Origin of the sequence: Paraburkholderia sp. EG287B, from assembly GCF_040965595.1 — a bacterium.
Taxonomy (GTDB): Bacteria; Pseudomonadota; Gammaproteobacteria; order Burkholderiales; family Burkholderiaceae; genus Paraburkholderia.
The window spans coordinates 138,348-152,453 of the sequence record NZ_JBFRCG010000004.1 but is presented as its reverse complement, the minus strand read 5'-3'; the positions used below and the strand labels follow the sequence as shown (position 1 = coordinate 152,453).

At 67.2% G+C, this 14,106-nt stretch carries 14 protein-coding genes; 11 read left to right on the top strand and 3 right to left on the bottom strand.

Features of this window, described 5'->3' with window-relative positions; genetic code table 11:
* Positions 1-19: 19 nt before the first annotated feature.
* The 5 genes from AB4Y40_RS08240 (at position 20) to AB4Y40_RS08220 (ending at position 5,514) form a co-directional block, all read left to right on the top strand.
* The gene (locus AB4Y40_RS08240; protein WP_368687253.1) at positions 20-373 is read left to right on the top strand and encodes a cupin domain-containing protein; all 354 of its coding nucleotides are present in this window, start codon (positions 20-22) and stop codon (positions 371-373) included.
* A gap of 163 nt (positions 374-536) precedes the next feature.
* Positions 537-1,457, top strand: a complete 921-nt coding sequence (locus tag AB4Y40_RS08235; protein WP_368687252.1) for an SMP-30/gluconolactonase/LRE family protein — start codon at positions 537-539, stop codon at positions 1,455-1,457.
* The gene (locus AB4Y40_RS08230; RefSeq protein WP_368687251.1) at positions 1,454-3,001 is read left to right on the top strand and encodes a UxaA family hydrolase; all 1,548 of its coding nucleotides are present in this window, start codon (positions 1,454-1,456) and stop codon (positions 2,999-3,001) included. Before AB4Y40_RS08235 ends, AB4Y40_RS08230 begins: the two co-directional genes overlap by 4 nt.
* A gap of 70 nt (positions 3,002-3,071) precedes the next feature.
* On the top strand, positions 3,072-4,346 hold the full coding sequence (locus tag AB4Y40_RS08225; RefSeq protein WP_368687250.1) for an MFS transporter: 1,275 nt from the start codon (positions 3,072-3,074) through the stop codon (positions 4,344-4,346).
* A 49-nt stretch (positions 4,347-4,395) separates the two neighbouring features.
* Positions 4,396-5,514, top strand: coding sequence for a malate/lactate/ureidoglycolate dehydrogenase (locus AB4Y40_RS08220; RefSeq protein WP_368687249.1), 1,119 nt, complete (start codon positions 4,396-4,398; stop codon positions 5,512-5,514).
* Between the two features lie 35 nt (positions 5,515-5,549).
* Here the strand turns inward: AB4Y40_RS08220 and AB4Y40_RS08215 are convergent, their stop codons facing one another.
* Positions 5,550-5,966: a hypothetical protein gene (locus AB4Y40_RS08215; protein ID WP_368687248.1), complete on the bottom strand. Its 417-nt coding sequence runs from the start codon at positions 5,964-5,966 to the stop codon at positions 5,550-5,552.
* A 110-nt stretch (positions 5,967-6,076) separates the two neighbouring features.
* Here AB4Y40_RS08215 and AB4Y40_RS08210 point away from each other — a divergent pair, with 110 nt between their 5' ends.
* The 4 genes from AB4Y40_RS08210 (at position 6,077) to AB4Y40_RS08195 (ending at position 10,752) form a co-directional block, all read left to right on the top strand.
* Positions 6,077-7,003 carry a LysR family transcriptional regulator gene (locus AB4Y40_RS08210; protein WP_368687247.1) on the top strand — a complete coding sequence of 309 codons (927 nt, stop codon included), beginning with the start codon at positions 6,077-6,079 and terminating at the stop codon, positions 7,001-7,003.
* Positions 7,004-7,136: 133 nt separating this feature from the next.
* Positions 7,137-8,345, top strand: coding sequence for a YbfB/YjiJ family MFS transporter (locus AB4Y40_RS08205; protein WP_368687246.1), 1,209 nt, complete (start codon positions 7,137-7,139; stop codon positions 8,343-8,345).
* Positions 8,342-9,622 carry an MFS transporter gene (locus AB4Y40_RS08200; protein WP_368687245.1) on the top strand — a complete coding sequence of 427 codons (1,281 nt, stop codon included), beginning with the start codon at positions 8,342-8,344 and terminating at the stop codon, positions 9,620-9,622. Before AB4Y40_RS08205 ends, AB4Y40_RS08200 begins: the two co-directional genes overlap by 4 nt.
* A 29-nt stretch (positions 9,623-9,651) precedes the next feature.
* Complete coding sequence (locus AB4Y40_RS08195) at positions 9,652-10,752, top strand: NAD(P)H-dependent flavin oxidoreductase (RefSeq protein ID WP_368687244.1); 1,101 nt, start codon at positions 9,652-9,654, stop codon at positions 10,750-10,752.
* Positions 10,753-10,839: 87 nt separating this feature from the next.
* On the opposite strand, the gene AB4Y40_RS08190 is transcribed toward AB4Y40_RS08195, so the two are convergent.
* Positions 10,840-11,304 (bottom strand): RidA family protein, encoded by a 465-nt coding sequence (locus AB4Y40_RS08190; protein WP_368687243.1) that lies wholly within the window; start codon positions 11,302-11,304, stop codon positions 10,840-10,842.
* A gap of 101 nt (positions 11,305-11,405) precedes the next feature.
* On the opposite strand from AB4Y40_RS08190, the gene AB4Y40_RS08185 reads away from it, so the two are divergent.
* Positions 11,406-12,362 carry a LysR substrate-binding domain-containing protein gene (locus AB4Y40_RS08185; protein WP_368687242.1) on the top strand — a complete coding sequence of 319 codons (957 nt, stop codon included), beginning with the start codon at positions 11,406-11,408 and terminating at the stop codon, positions 12,360-12,362.
* 132 nt (positions 12,363-12,494) lie between these two features.
* On the top strand, positions 12,495-13,634 hold the full coding sequence (locus AB4Y40_RS08180) for a hypothetical protein (protein ID WP_368687241.1): 1,140 nt from the start codon (positions 12,495-12,497) through the stop codon (positions 13,632-13,634).
* A 91-nt stretch (positions 13,635-13,725) separates the two neighbouring features.
* On the opposite strand, the gene AB4Y40_RS08175 is transcribed toward AB4Y40_RS08180, so the two are convergent.
* The gene (locus tag AB4Y40_RS08175; protein WP_368687240.1) at positions 13,726-14,085 is read right to left on the bottom strand and encodes a hypothetical protein; all 360 of its coding nucleotides are present in this window, start codon (positions 14,083-14,085) and stop codon (positions 13,726-13,728) included.
* Positions 14,086-14,106 lie beyond the last annotated feature (21 nt).

The following is a 14,106-nucleotide window of genomic DNA, read 5'->3' as shown; positions in this document are numbered from 1 at the left end:
CGCACACAAGGGCACCGTCATGGCAAACGACCCGCCACTCGCGCCCGGCTTCTCAGGCATCGATTCAGCGAGCCTGCCATGGGTGCCCTCCCGCTTCGCACACGGCGTGGAGGTCAAGAACCTCGGCAAGGCGAACGGCCGCGCGATGCAACTAGTCCGGTTCGCTGCAGGGGCAACGTTCCCCGATCACCGCCATACGGGCCCCGAGTTCATCTACGTACTCGAAGGCGAGGCCGTGCAAAACGGCAGGAGGCTCACTGCGGGATACGCGGGCGTCGCCGAACGGGGCACTGTCGATGCAGGATTTCATAGCGACACGGGCTGCGTGTTCCTGCTCGTCTACGACCTGGACCAGGTGTTCGACAAAACCTGATTGCTATCCAGGCTCGCGGGTAAACACGGGTAAACCACATTCCAGGCGCTTGAAGAAAATCTTCACAGGCCTATTCAACTAGTATTTAATAACCCGGCGCGGCAGTGAGCGATCGGTCACGCGCATCGCCGTGACCTGACCCTGACGGTACGAGGCCGGAACGATGAATCCCCACGAATACGAAATCCACGATGCGCGCTTTCGCATGCTGCTGCAGCCCAACGCGCAGTTCGAAAAGCTCGCGGACGGCTGCATGTGGGCGGAAGGACCGGTGTGGTTCCCCGCCGGCGACTTTCTTGTCTGGAGCGACATTCCCAACAACCGGATGATGCGCTGGGTGCCCGGCATCGGCACGGGCGTGTTCCGCGCGAACTCGAATTTCAGCAACGGCAACACGCTCGACCGCGAATGCCGGCTCGTGACCTGCGAGCACGGCACGCGCCGCGTCACGCGCACGGAGCACGACGGGCGCATCACCGTCATTGCCGACCGCTACGAAGGGCATCGGTTGAATTCGCCCAACGACGCAATCGTGCATTCGGACGGCTCGGTCTGGTTCACCGACCCCGACTACGGCATTCTCGGCGACTACGAAGGCTTTCGCGCGCCGAGCGAGATCGGCGCATGTCATGTGTATCGCGTGGCGCCCGCTACGGGCGTGGTGCAGCGCGTGGCCGACGACTTCATGAAGCCCAACGGGCTCGCCTTCTCGCCCGATGAAATGCGGCTCTATGTGGCCGACTCCGGTGCGTCGCATATCGAGAACGGCCCGCATCACATCCGCGTATTCGATGTCGACGCGCAAGGCGGGTTGCACAACGGCCGGATATTCGCGGAGGTTGCGCCGGGTGTGCCCGACGGCATGCGCGTGGACGAGCATGGCAACCTATGGACGAGCGCGGGCGACGGCATTCACTGCTATGCGCCCGATGGCACGCTGCTCGGCAAGATTCTCGTGCCGGAGACGGTGGCGAATCTCGTGTTCGGCGGCCCGAATCGCAATCGCCTTTTCATTGCAGCCAGCACGTCGCTGTACTCGCTTTACGTTGGCGTGCGCGGCGCTGCCTACGGAGACCGGCTATGACACTTCTCGACCCCGCCTCGCTTTCGTCCGCGCTCATTCTCCTCGATCGGCGCGATGACGTTGCCATCGCGCGCGGGCAGTTGATGCCCGGCTCGACACTCTATGGCGACCATACGGTTGCGGGCATGATTCCGCCTGGCCACAAGGTCGCGCTGCGCGATATCGAGCCAGGCGAACCGGTGCGACGCTACGGGCAGATCATCGGCTTTGCGAGCCGGCCGATCCGCTGCGGCGAACACGTGCATACGCAGAATCTCTCGATGGGCGATTTCGAGCGCGACTACGCCTTCGGCGTGGACGCGCACGACACGCCCGCCGCTGCACAGCCTGCCACGTTTCTCGGCATTCGGCGCGCGGATGGCCGTATTGCGACGCGCAACTACATAGGGATCCTCACATCCGTGAACTGCTCGGCCACGGTCGCGCGCGCGATCGCCGATCACTTTCGCCGCGACATCCACCCGGAAGCGCTGGAAGCGTTCCCCAACGTGGATGGCGTGGTGGCGCTCACGCACGGCGAAGGCTGTGCGCTGGCGGCCGAGGGCGAGCCGATCACGGTGTTGCGCCGCACGCTCGCGGGTTATGCGCGGCACGCCAATTTTTATGCCGTGCTGATCGTAGGACTCGGCTGCGAGACGAACCAGATCGACGGCCTCGTGGAAGCCGAACAGCTCGAGCGCGGCACGCGCCTCTCGACCATGACGATCCAGCAGACGGGCGGCACCGCGCGCACGGTGGCAGCGGGCATCGAACAGGTGCGCGCGCTGCTGGCCGATGCGAACCGCGTGACGCGCGAGCCGGTCGATGCGCGTCACCTCATGGTCGGCTTGCAGTGCGGCGGCTCGGACGGCTACTCCGGCATTTCCGCGAACCCGGCGCTCGGCGCGGCCGTGGACCGGCTCGTCACACACGGCGGCACGGCGATCCTCTCCGAAACGCCCGAAATCTACGGCGCCGAGCATCTGCTCACGCGGCGCGCGGTATCGCGCGAAGTGGGCGAAAAGCTGGTGGCGCGCATTCGCTGGTGGGAAGCGTATTGCGCGCGCATGGAAGCCAACATGAACAACAACCCCTCTGCCGGCAACAAGGCGGGCGGCCTCACGACCATTCTCGAGAAGTCGCTCGGCGCGGTCGCGAAAGGCGGCACGACGCGGCTCGTCGAAACCTACGAGTATGCGCAGCCCGTGCGTGCGCAGGGGCTCGTGTTCATGGATACGCCGGGCTACGACCCGGTGTCCGCCACCGGCCAGGTGGCGGGCGGCGCCAACCTGATCTGCTTCACGACGGGCCGCGGCTCGGCCTACGGCTGCGCGCCTTCGCCGTCGCTCAAGCTCGGCACCAACAGCGCGCTGTGGCGACGCCAGGAAGAGGACATCGACCTGAACTGCGGCCGCATTCTGGACGGTGAGCAAAGCGTGGACGAGGCCGGCGCCGCAATCTTCGAGTTGATGCTCGCGACGGCCTCCGGGCAGCGCACGAAGAGCGAGCTGCACGGCTACGGCCAGAACGAATTCGTGCCCTGGCATCTGGGGGCGGTCATGTAGCGGGAGACATTCGAACGGTCGCCGCTAATCGAAGCAGAAAGGGTGGCCACATTCAGAAGGAGTGCTTTCGATGCAGGAAAAATCGCGCTGGCTGGTCATTTTCTTCTGTTTTCTGGCGATTGCGGTCAATTACATCGACCGCGCCAATCTCGCGGTGGCGGCGCCGCACATCATGAAGGACCTCGGCATTGGTCCTGCCGCCATGGGGCTGCTGCTCAGCGGCTTCTTCTGGACTTACGCCGTGATGCAATTGCCGTTTGGCTGGTTCGTCGACCGGGCCGGCGCGCGCATCGCGTTGCCGTTCGCCGTCGGCTGGTGGTCGGTGTTCACCGCGGCCACCGCGGTCGCGGGCGGCTTCGCGGCGATGTTCGGCTGCCGGCTCATGCTCGGCGTGGGCGAGGCAGGGGCGTATCCGTCATGCGCGAAGCTCGTGAGCCAGTGGTTCTCGCGCGACGAACGCGCGCTCGCCACGAGCATCTTCGACAGCGGCTCGCGCGTGGGCTCCGCACTCTCGCTGCCGCTCGTGGCCGCGATCATGGCCGCGTGGGGCTGGAAGGCGTCGTTTGTGATTACCGGCGCGCTCGGGCTCGTGTGGATCCTGGGCTGGGTCGTGATGTACCGGGAACCCGAGGCGCGGGCCGCACTCGAGCAGCCGCGCGCCCCCGCGCCGGCCGCCGCCTCGATACGCTGGAGCGCCTTGTTCCGCTACCGCACCGTGTGGGGCATGATGCTGGGCTTCTTCTGCCTGAACTTCGTCATCTACTTCTTCATTACGTGGTTCCCGAGCTATCTCGTCGAGGCGCGCGGTTTCTCGCTCAAGTCGCTCGGCACGCTCGGGACTTTGCCCGCGATCGCCTCGATCCCTGGCGGCTGGCTGGGTGGCTGGCTTTCCGACACGCTCGTCAAGCGCGGCTGGAGCCTGACTGCCGCGCGCAAGACGTGCATCGTCGGCGGCATGCTGCTTTCGTCCGTGATCACGCTCACCGGCGTTGTTCAGGATGTCTATGTAATGCTCGCGCTCTTCGCGATTGCATACGGGAGCCTCGCAGCCGCGGCGGCCAGCATCTGGTCGCTGCCTGCCGACGTCGCGCCCACGCCGCGGCATGTCGCCTCGCTGGCGGGCATTCAGAACTTCGCGTCGAATCTCGCAGGCATCGCGCTGACGACGTTTACCGGCGTCATGCTGCAGCTCACGCGCGGCTCGTTCACGATCCCGCTCGTGGTCGCCGGCGGGTTTTGCGTGCTCGGCGCCGTGAGCTATCTTGTGATTGTCGGACGCGTCGAGCCGCTCCGGGCGCCGGAGGCCAGCGGCGTCGACGAACCGGCTTACGCGCCGCGCACGTAAGCGCGTCAGCACCGCCTCTTGTTTCGCTGCCACACACAGGGTCACGTACATGTCGAATGCCACTGCTGCAAAAGGTTCAGAAGTCGTTATCGAGGCTCGCGCGCTGCACGCCTTCGTCGTCGCCATCTGGCGCGCGGCCGGCAGCGAGGCGCGCGAGGCGACGCTGGTCGCCGACCATCTCGTCGAAGCCAATCTCGCCGGGCACGACTCGCACGGCGTGGGCATGATTCCGCGCTATATGCTGTCGTGCCGCGAAGGCGAGCTCAAACTGAACGCGCACGCGCAGGTCGCGCGCGACGCCGGTGCGGTGCTCACGATCGAAGCCGGGCGCGGCTTCGGGCAAGTCACGGCGTTCGAGGCGATGGAGCACGGCATCGAGCGTGCGAAGTCGCTCGGCGTGTGTGCGCTCGGCCTGCGCAACGCGCATCACATCGGACGTATCGGGCACTGGGCCGAACAATGTGCGCGCGCCGGGCTCGTGTCGTTCCACTTCGTCAACGTCGCGGGCGATCCGCTCGTCGCGCCGTTCGGCGGCATCGACCGGCGCTTCGGCACCAATCCGTTTTGCGCGGCGTTTCCGCTCGAGGGGCGCTCGCCGCTGGTGCTCGACTTCGCCACGAGCGCGATTGCCGCGGGGAAAGTGCGCGTGGCGTACAACAAGGGCGTGGATGTGCCCGCCGACGCCCTGATCGACAGCGACGGCCACCCCACGCGCGATCCGGGCGCGCTGTTCAGCGACACCCAGCACGGCGCGCTGCGCGCATTCGGCGGCGCGGTGGCGGGCCACAAGGGTTCGGGGCTCGCCGCGATGTGCGAGATCCTGGCGGGCGCGCTCTCGGGCGGCTTCACGACGCGCGAGCAAACCATCGTCTCCTCGCACGCGATCGTCAATTGCATGACGTCGGTGATCGTCGATCCGGCGGCGTTCGACGCGCCCTCGCGCGAGCAGGAAGCACTCGCGTTCGTCGAATGGCTGAAGGCCACGCGGCGCGTGGCGGGCGTCGACGAGATCCTGCTGCCCGGCGAGCGCGAGGACGCGACGCGGCGCACGCGCGAGGCGCAGGGCATTCCCGTGGATGCGACGAGCTGGTCGCAGATCGTCGATGCCGCGCGCATGGCGGGCGTGACCGAGGCGGACATCGCGGCGTGCGAGCGTAGCTCGCGCTGACTAGCAGGCTAACTACGAGGCTAACGACGCGCCGCTCACTCGTCGCACTTCACTTCGTTTTTGGGCGCGACGATGATCACCGGGTAGGTGCCGCGATCGAGTTCGACGCGCACGACGATGGCGGTGGTGGCAGGGTCGCTATCGTCGTACACGCTCACCTTCTCGTTCTTCAGCAGCGTGACGCCGGTGCAGCCGGACGCGTGGCTGTCGTCGTCGGCGATCTTGCATTGAATCTCGTTGTCCTTCAGGTAGCGAATGCGGTCGCGGTCGGGCGTGGCCAGATAGTCGCGCACGCTTTGCGCCGAGCCGGCAACGCCCGTCACATAACCGATCGCGCAGTCGCGCTTCGAATCGCCCGACGACGTCTGGGCAAGGGCGGGAGTGGCGGCCAGCGCCATGGCAGCGAGGGCCGCGAGGGCCGCGAGGGCCGGCGAGAGGGTGAGGCACTTCATGAGTGATCGATTGCCGCAAAAGGGGAAGCGCCGATTTTAACGCCTGCGCGATATCCGCTAAGATCGACGCGGAATTCACAGAGCGAAGCGACCGCACGCCAGAACGCGCAATGGACCGAATCGACGCCATGAAGGTTTTCGTCGCCACGCTCGACGAGGGAAGTCTCGCGGGCGCGGGCCGCCGGCTGGGCCGCTCGCCCGCGGCGGTGAGCCGGGCCATTGCGTTCCTCGAGGCGCACACCGGCACGCCGCTGCTGTACCGCACCACACGCACGATCCGCCTGAGCGAGGCGGGCGAGCGTTATGCGCTGGCGTGCCGGCGCATCCTCGCCGATCTCGAAGAAGCCGACCTGCTCGCCGCCGACGAGCGCTCCGCGCCGCGCGGGCTGCTGGGCGTCACGGCGGCGGTGGCCGTGGGCGAAGAGGTGCTGCGCCCGATGATCGAGGAGTTCATCGACCGCCACCCCGAGGTGTCGATCCGCCTGCATCTGCTCGACCGGCCCGCGAGCCTCATCGACGAGGGCATCGACGTGGCGTTGCGCATTGCGCATCTGCAGGACTCGACGCTCGTCGCCATTCCGGTGGGCGAGGTACGGCGCGTGGTGGTCGCCTCGCCCGACTATCTCGCCGCGCATCCCGCCATCGAGACGCCCGCCGATCTCGCGAGCCATCCGATCATCTCGATGACGCATTTCGGGCTCGACTCGTGGAGCTTCCCGGCGGCGCGTCAGACCGCGCTGCCTCAGGTCGTGCAGTTCTCGCCGCGCTTCATCGTGAATACGATACGTGCGGCGCGGGCTTCGGCCGTGGCGGGGCACGGCGTCACGCGGCTCTTTTCGTATCACGTGGCCGAGGAGGTCGAGGCGGGGCGGCTCCGGATCGTGCTGCGCGACAGCGAACATGCGCCGCTGCCCGCGAATCTCGTCACGCCGCATGGGCGCCTTTCGGTGCCCAAGGTGCGCAGCTTCGTCGATTTCGCCACGCCGCGGCTGCGCGAGTACTTCGAGCAGGCCAGGCGCATTACCGACGCCGATTGAGCGATATTCGCCATTCGTTCGCCACGCGGAAGAATGACTTACGTATCGCGGCGATTCTCTCGCTGCACGATCTAACCTAGACTGGCTCCCATGTTCAGCGCGTGCTTCATTGCAAGCGCTCCCGGGAGTCGTCATGCATCAAGCCGTCTCGAATCCGTCCGCGCCTGCGGCCTACAACGTCTGGCGGGGCACGCTCGCCGGGGCCAGCGCAAGCCTCATCGGTATTGGCCTCGCGCGTTTCGCCTATACGCCGTTGCTGCCCGCCATCATCGGCGCCCACTGGTTCCCCGCCTCGACTGCCGCCTACCTCGGCGCCGCCAACCTGGGCGGCTATCTGGCCGGCGCGCTGCTCGCGGGCGCGATGGTCCGCGCCGCCAAACCCGCCACCGTGCTGCGCGCGATGATGCTGCTCGCGACCCTCGCCTTCGTCGCCTGCGCGGTGCCCGTTTCGTTCCTTTGGTTCTTCGTCTGGCGCTTCGCCTCGGGCCTGTCGGGCGGCGCGTTGATGGTGCTCGCCGCACCCACGATCCTCGCGCACGTGCCGGCAGCGCGCCGCGGTTTCGCGAGCGGCGGCATCTTCACGGGCATCGGGCTCGGCATTGCCGCCTCGGGCACGATCGTGCCGATTCTGCTGCGCCAGGGCCTGACGGCCACGTGGCTCGGGCTTGCCGTCGTCTCGCTGCTGCTCACGGCCGTGGCGTGGAACGGCTGGCCCGAGCACGGCACGCCGGCGCACGCTCACGCGCCTTCGCGCTTCGAGCACGCCAAGGCTTACCCCCGCACCCAACTGCGCGCGCTCTATGCCGAATACGGGCTGAATGCCGTGGGGCTCGTGCCGCACATGATCTTCCTCGTCGACTATGTGGCGCGCGGGCTGGGCCGCGGCGTGGATGCGGGCGCCGAGTTCTGGGTGCTGTACGGCATCGGCGCGATCGTCGGCCCGCTCGCGGCGGGGCACCTCGCCGACCGCGCGGGCTTCGGTCCGGCGCTGCGCGCCGCGTATCTGGTGCAGGCCGTGGCGGTCGCGATTCCGGCGCTCGGCCTCTTCGGTCCGGCGGGGCTCATGGTTTCCGCCGTGCTGGTGGGCGCCTTCACGCCCGGCATCGTGCCGCTGGTGCTGGGCCGCGTGAACGAGCTGCTCGCGCACCATCCATCTGCCGTGAAGGGCGCGTGGAGCCGCGCCACGACGAGCTTCGCCGTGATGCAGGCGGTTGCCGCCTACGGGCTGTCGTTCGTGTTCTCGTCGAGCGGCGGCAACTACCTCGTGCTGTTCGCGATCGGCGCCGCGGCGCTCGTGCTCGCGCTCTTCGTCGATCTCTTCTCCGCGTTGAGGGCCAGGTGAATACCACTGTTTCTTCTCCCGTGGCTGCACTCCAGCAGACAAAGCCGCAGCCGCGTGGCTACTCCGAGCGCAACGCGCAGTACTGGCGGCGCAATCTCGTCGTGTGCGTGATCGGCTCGTTCACGACGCTCGTGAGCCTCAGCATGCTGCTGCCGTTCCTGCCGCTCTACGTGCGGCAGCTCGGCGTGAGCTCGCAGTCCGCCGTGATCCAGTGGTCGGGCGTGGCATTCGGCGCGACCTTCCTCGGCACGGCGCTCACCGCGCCGGTCTGGGGGCGTCTCGCCGACCGCTATGGCCGCAAGCCCATGCTCGTGCGCGCGGCCATCGGCATGGCCGTGGTGATGTCGTTGATCGGCGTGGCGCACAATGTGTACGAGCTCGTCGCGCTGCGTCTGATCGCCGGCCTCGTGGGTGGCTACGCGTCGGCTTCCACGGTGATGGTCGGCACCCAGGCGCCGCGCGAGCGCGCAGGCTGGGCGCTCGGCATTCTTTCCACGGGCGCGCTCGCGGGCAATCTCGTCGGCCCGCTGGTGGGCGGCGTGCTGCCCGGCTGGATCGGCATTCGCGGCACCTTTTTCGCCGGCGGCGCGATGATCGCCGTGGCGGCGCTGCTGACCATCTTCGTGGTGAAGGAAGAGTTTCATCCAGAAAGCGACGCGAAACCGCACGCACGCAATGCGGCGGCCGGTGCGGGCAGCGGCGCGCGCCGTCCGGACTACGCGGTGCTGGCCGCGCTGCTCGTGACCGCGATGATGGTGCTGCTCGCCAACATGTCGATCGAGCCCGTCATCACGGTGTATATCGGCAGTCTGGGTGTGGGCGCGGCGCATCTCGCGCGCGTGGCGGGCGTGGTCATGGCATGCTCGGCGCTTGGCAGCATGCTCACGGCGGCGCGCCTCGGCGCGCTGGCCGACCGCTTCGGGAGCTGGCGCGTGATCGTCGCCTGCCTCGTGCTCACGGGGCTCGCGATGGTGCCGCAGGCGTTCGTCACCCACTGGTGGCAGCTCGCGGGCCTGCGCGTGGTGATGGGCATGACGCTCGCGGGACTCTTGCCGTCCATCGGCAAGCTCGCGCGGCAGTCGGTGGACGAAAGCAAAACGGGCCGCATGCTCGGCTATTTGCAGTCGGCGCAATTCAGCGGCCAGGTGGTGGGCCCGGTGATCGGCGGCGTGATCGGCGTTCACTTCGGCCTGCACGCCGTGTTCTTCGCGACCGGTGCGCTGCTGGTCGCATGCGGCGGACTCGCGCACTGGGCGCAGCGCCGCGCTCACGCTTGAAACGGGAACGGATCCGGAGGGAACGCAACATGAGCACTCAAGTGGACCAGCGGGCGTTGCTGCGCTCGCTCGGCATTCAGAAGCCGATCATCCAGGCGCCCATGGCGGGCACCACCACGCCGGCGCTGGCCGCCGCCGTGTCGAATGCGGGCGCGCTCGGCTCGCTGGGCGTGGCCGCGATGAACGCGGAGAACGCGCGCCGCGCGATCCACCAGACGCGCGAGCTGACGGCCAAGCCCTTCAACGTCAACGTGTTCTGCCATCGCCCGGCTACGCCCGACGCGGCCGTGGAGCGCGCGTGGCTCGACTGGCTCGCGCCGGTGTTCGAGCAATACGGTGCGAAGGCGCCCGCGTCGCTCTCGGAGATCTACACGAGCTTCGTCGTCGACAAGGTCATGCAGTCCATGCTGCTCGAAGAGAAGCCGGCGGTGGTGAGCTTCCATTTCGGCCTGCCGCCCGATGCGGTGATCGCCGAACTCAAGCATGCGGGTATCCGTTTGTTTGCGAGCGCAACCAGTCTCGACGAAGCGGCCGCAGCGGTGGAGGCGGGCGTGGATGCGATCGTCGCGCAGGGTGTGGAGGCGGGCGGCCATCGCGGCGTGTTCGACCAGAATGCCCGCGACGACGGCCTCGGCACGTTCGCGCTCACGCGCCTGCTGGTGAGCGAATTCGACGTGCCCGTGATCGCGGCGGGCGGCATCATGGACGGCGCGGGCATTGCTGCCGCGCTCGCGCTGGGCGCGCAGGCGGCGCAACTGGGCACGGCGTTCGTGGCCTGCCCGGAGAGCGCGGCCGACGAAGGCTATCGGGCCGCTTTGCTCGGCGACGCGGCGCGCCATACCACCTTCACCTCGGCGATCTCGGGGCGGCTTGCGCGCAGCATCGTCAACCGCTTCACCGCGCTTGGCGAGGACCCCAAGGCGCCGCGCGTGCCGTCTTATCCGATCACGTACGACGCGGGCAAGGCGCTGATCGCGGCTGCGAAGGCCAAGGGAGAATCCGGCTACGGTGCGCAGTGGGCGGGCCAGGCCGCGCCGCTCGCGCGCGCGTTGCCGGCGGCCGAGCTGGTGGCGCAACTGGAGCGCGAGACGCGCGAGAGCATCGCACGGTTGCAGTCGGTGTTCGCTTGAGCGGCATTCGATAAACGCAAACGGGAACATCGGCACGCGCGATGGATGCGCGTGCCGATGTTCCTTTAGATGGCGGCATAGACCGCTTCAGGCAGGCAGAATCTGCGCGATCACCACGAGTTCGACGGGCAGATCGAGGGGCAGTCGCGCATGCGAGAACGCGGAACGCGCGTGCCCGGCCTTCTCGCCGAGCGCGGCGGCGAAGAGATCCGACGCGGCGTCGAGTACGACGGGCTGCTCGAGAAAGCCTTCTGCGCTGCTCACGTGGCCTTCCATGCGCACGATGTGATGCAGGCGCTCGAAGCTGCCCAGGTGCCGCTTGATTTGCGCGAGCACGTTCAAGGCGGTGAGTTGCGCGGCCTCGCGGCCTTGTTCGAGCGTCAGCTCCGCGCCCACGCGTCCGCTCCAGCGCAGCTTGCCGTCGACGAGCGGCCCCTGGCCGGAGATGAAGAGCAGATTGCCCGCCTCGGAAGCTGCTCTGTAGTTGCCGAGCGGTTGCGGCGCGGTGGGCAGGGCGAGGCCGAGATCGGCAAGTTTTTGTTCGACGGACACGATGTTCTCCTCCAGGGGTGATGAGTATTCGCCTATGTGGGACGCTTCAGGATAGAACTAAAGCATCGGGCGCGAACGGGAGCAATCAGGAGAAAACGGGCATGCAACGCAAATTCGACGATCTGCTGCTGGGCAGCATCGAACTGTTCTGCCAGGCGGCGGAGCTGGGCAGCTTCACGCTGGCGGCCAATGCGGCGAGCGTCACGCCTGCCGCGGTAAGCCGATCCGTGGCGCGGCTCGAAGAGCGGCTCGGCGTGCGCCTGTTCGTGCGCACGACGCGCCAGATCCGACTGACCGATGCGGGACGGCGCTACTTCGAGCAGTGCCGCCAGGCGCTCTCGCAACTGGTGGATGCGGAGCGCGAAGTCACGGGCGAACAGACCACGCCGGCCGGCGTGCTGCGCATCAGCATGCCCACGCCCTACGGGCACTATCGCGTGCTGCCGCTCTTGCCGGCATTTCGCGAGCGCTATCCGGAAGTGCAGGTCGACACGCATCTGAGCAACCGCAATATCGACTTCGCCGACGAAGGCTTCGACCTGGCGATTCGCGGACGCGCGCCCGCCGATTCCAACCTGGTGGCGCGCAAGCTCGAAGACGCGGAGATGGTGGTGGTGGCAACGCCCGCTTACCTGAAGCGCGCGGGCGTGCCGAAGACCGTGGCGGATCTGCAGTCGCACGAATGCATACAGTTCGAACTGCCAAGTAGTGGTCGCCATCTTGCGTGGACGTTCGACGGCAATGCCAATGAAGACGGCGATGTGATCACGAGCGGAAGTTACGGAACGTTGGGCGACGCGCTCGCCGGCGTGACGCTCGCGCGCGCGGGGGCGGGGCTGTTCCAGACGTATCGCTTCGTGGTGGCCGACGACCTGCGCGAAGGCAGGCTCGTGGAAGTGCTGCGCGAGGAGGGTGGACGTACCCGGCCTTTCATTCTGCTGTATCCGCACGCGCGTTATCTGACGTCGCGGGTGCGGGCGTTCGTGGACTTTCTGGTGGAGCAACTGGCGGCGCCTGCGCTTGCGCCGAAAGCGAAAATCGGCGTGGCAAAGCGTTGAAGCGCGTTTAGCGGAATAGCCCCGCCTGCGGATCGTTTACGCAAGACGCGGGGCGCGCGAAGCATGGTGCGTTCACTGGCCGCGCGAGTCGTCCTGGCGCTCCGGACCGTCCCCGCGAGAAGGAGGTGTCAGATGAAAGCTTCTCGCTCGTTGTCTGCATGTCGTTCATACTTCGGCCGGAACCGGGCGGCGTTCGTGCCGCGACTGCGTCACCTGGCGTTGGGCGCCGGGCTCTTCGCCCTTGCGCTGGGAACCGTCCGCGCCGACGCCCTGCAGGCGATCCTGCCGCCGGCCTTCGCGACTTCGTCGACCGTGCCGTCCAACGGCGACGTCAATCCGTATGGCATTGCATTCGTACCGTTCGGCGTGCCCTCGTGGAGCACGCTCAAACCCGGCGACGTGGTGGTGTCCAACTTCAATGCGCAGTCGAATCTGCAAGGCACCGGCACGACGATCGTCAAGCTCGTTCCGAATAGCCAGCCGGTGACGTTCTTCCAGGGCGCGCACCTCGGTCTCACGACGGCGCTCGCCGTGCTGAGAAGCGGCTTCGTGCTGGTGGGCAATGTGCCGACCTCCGACGGCAAGAACGTCATCGCGCCGGGCTCGCTTCTCGTCATCAATCCGCAGGGTCGGCTCGTTAAGGAACTAAAAGATGCGCGGCTGCTCGACGGCCCCTGGGACCTCACCGTGCTCGACGGCGGGCAGTTCGTGAAGGTCTTCGTCTCGGATGTGCTCAATGGCACCGTCGCCCGGATCGACCTCGCGATCGGCGAGAACGGCGTGACGGAGTTGCCCTCCTCGACGATCGTCGCTTCGGGCTACCTGCATCGCACCGATCCGGCTGCACTCGTCGTCGGCCCGACGGGCCTCGCCTATGATGGCCAGCACGACGTGCTCTACGTCGCCTCGACGGGCGACAACGCGGTGTTCGCCATCTACGGCGCGGCGGGTGCGAATCATGGCGGCGGCGTGGGGCGGCTGATCTATCAGGACAACACCCATCTGCACGGACCGCTTGCCCTTGCGCTCGCCCCGAACGGGCATCTCGTCACGGCCAACGGCGACGCCGTAAACGCCGACCCGCAACAGCCCAGCGAGATCGTCGAATTCACCGTGGAAGGGCAGTTCGTCGCGCAGATGTCGGTCGATCCCACGGCGGGTTCCGCGTTCGGGCTCGCATTCGGCATGGACAGCCAGCACCACTCGCAGTTTGCCGCCGTAGACGACAGCACCAATGCGGCAACGGTCTGGACGTTGCGCACGGGTAACTGATCGACAACAATGCAACGTCACTTTCCTCGGCTCGCCCCGAAACACCGGGGCGGCCCGGGCAATGACAGTCGATTAGCTAACCGAAATAATGTCAGGGCTTTACGGTGTGCCACATGCCTTTGAAGCCGTCGCCGTTCATCTGGCCGGCGTGCGTGTCCTTCGAGTAGCGATAGAGGGGGTGGCCCTTGTAGGTCCATTGATGCTTGCCGTCTTCGGCAGCGATCAGCCCCCAGTCGCCGCTGGCCTTGTCGTAGGCGTCGGCGAGCGCGGCCGGCCACATGCTTGCGCACGCACCGGCGCAGGCGCTTTTGCCTTGCACCGTGTCCTTGTCGAAGGTATAGAGCGTCATGCCGTCATCGTCGACGACCATGCCGTTGGTCACTTTCGGCGCTTCCGCGAACACCGCGATGGGCAGAAGGCAAGCCATGGCGCACAACAAGATTCTGGTCATGATTTCAGTCCTTTTAAGCAC

What these genes read in the sequence shown, in the direction of transcription:
- AB4Y40_RS08240 (WP_368687253.1), top strand. Translation starts at nt 20, where the DNA reads ATGGCAAACGACCCGCCACTCGCGCCCGGCTTCTCAGGCATCGATTCA.
- AB4Y40_RS08235 (WP_368687252.1), top strand. Translation starts at nt 537, where the DNA reads ATGAATCCCCACGAATACGAAATCCACGATGCGCGCTTTCGCATGCTG.
- AB4Y40_RS08230 (WP_368687251.1), top strand. Translation starts at nt 1,454, where the DNA reads ATGACACTTCTCGACCCCGCCTCGCTTTCGTCCGCGCTCATTCTCCTC.
- AB4Y40_RS08225 (WP_368687250.1), top strand. Translation starts at nt 3,072, where the DNA reads ATGCAGGAAAAATCGCGCTGGCTGGTCATTTTCTTCTGTTTTCTGGCG.
- AB4Y40_RS08220 (WP_368687249.1), top strand. Translation starts at nt 4,396, where the DNA reads ATGTCGAATGCCACTGCTGCAAAAGGTTCAGAAGTCGTTATCGAGGCT.
- AB4Y40_RS08215 (WP_368687248.1), bottom strand. Translation starts at nt 5,966, where the DNA reads ATGAAGTGCCTCACCCTCTCGCCGGCCCTCGCGGCCCTCGCGGCCCTC.
- AB4Y40_RS08210 (WP_368687247.1), top strand. Translation starts at nt 6,077, where the DNA reads ATGGACCGAATCGACGCCATGAAGGTTTTCGTCGCCACGCTCGACGAG.
- AB4Y40_RS08205 (WP_368687246.1), top strand. Translation starts at nt 7,137, where the DNA reads ATGCATCAAGCCGTCTCGAATCCGTCCGCGCCTGCGGCCTACAACGTC.
- AB4Y40_RS08195 (WP_368687244.1), top strand. Translation starts at nt 9,652, where the DNA reads ATGAGCACTCAAGTGGACCAGCGGGCGTTGCTGCGCTCGCTCGGCATT.
- AB4Y40_RS08185 (WP_368687242.1), top strand. Translation starts at nt 11,406, where the DNA reads ATGCAACGCAAATTCGACGATCTGCTGCTGGGCAGCATCGAACTGTTC.
- AB4Y40_RS08180 (WP_368687241.1), top strand. Translation starts at nt 12,495, where the DNA reads ATGAAAGCTTCTCGCTCGTTGTCTGCATGTCGTTCATACTTCGGCCGG.
- AB4Y40_RS08175 (WP_368687240.1), bottom strand. Translation starts at nt 14,085, where the DNA reads ATGACCAGAATCTTGTTGTGCGCCATGGCTTGCCTTCTGCCCATCGCG.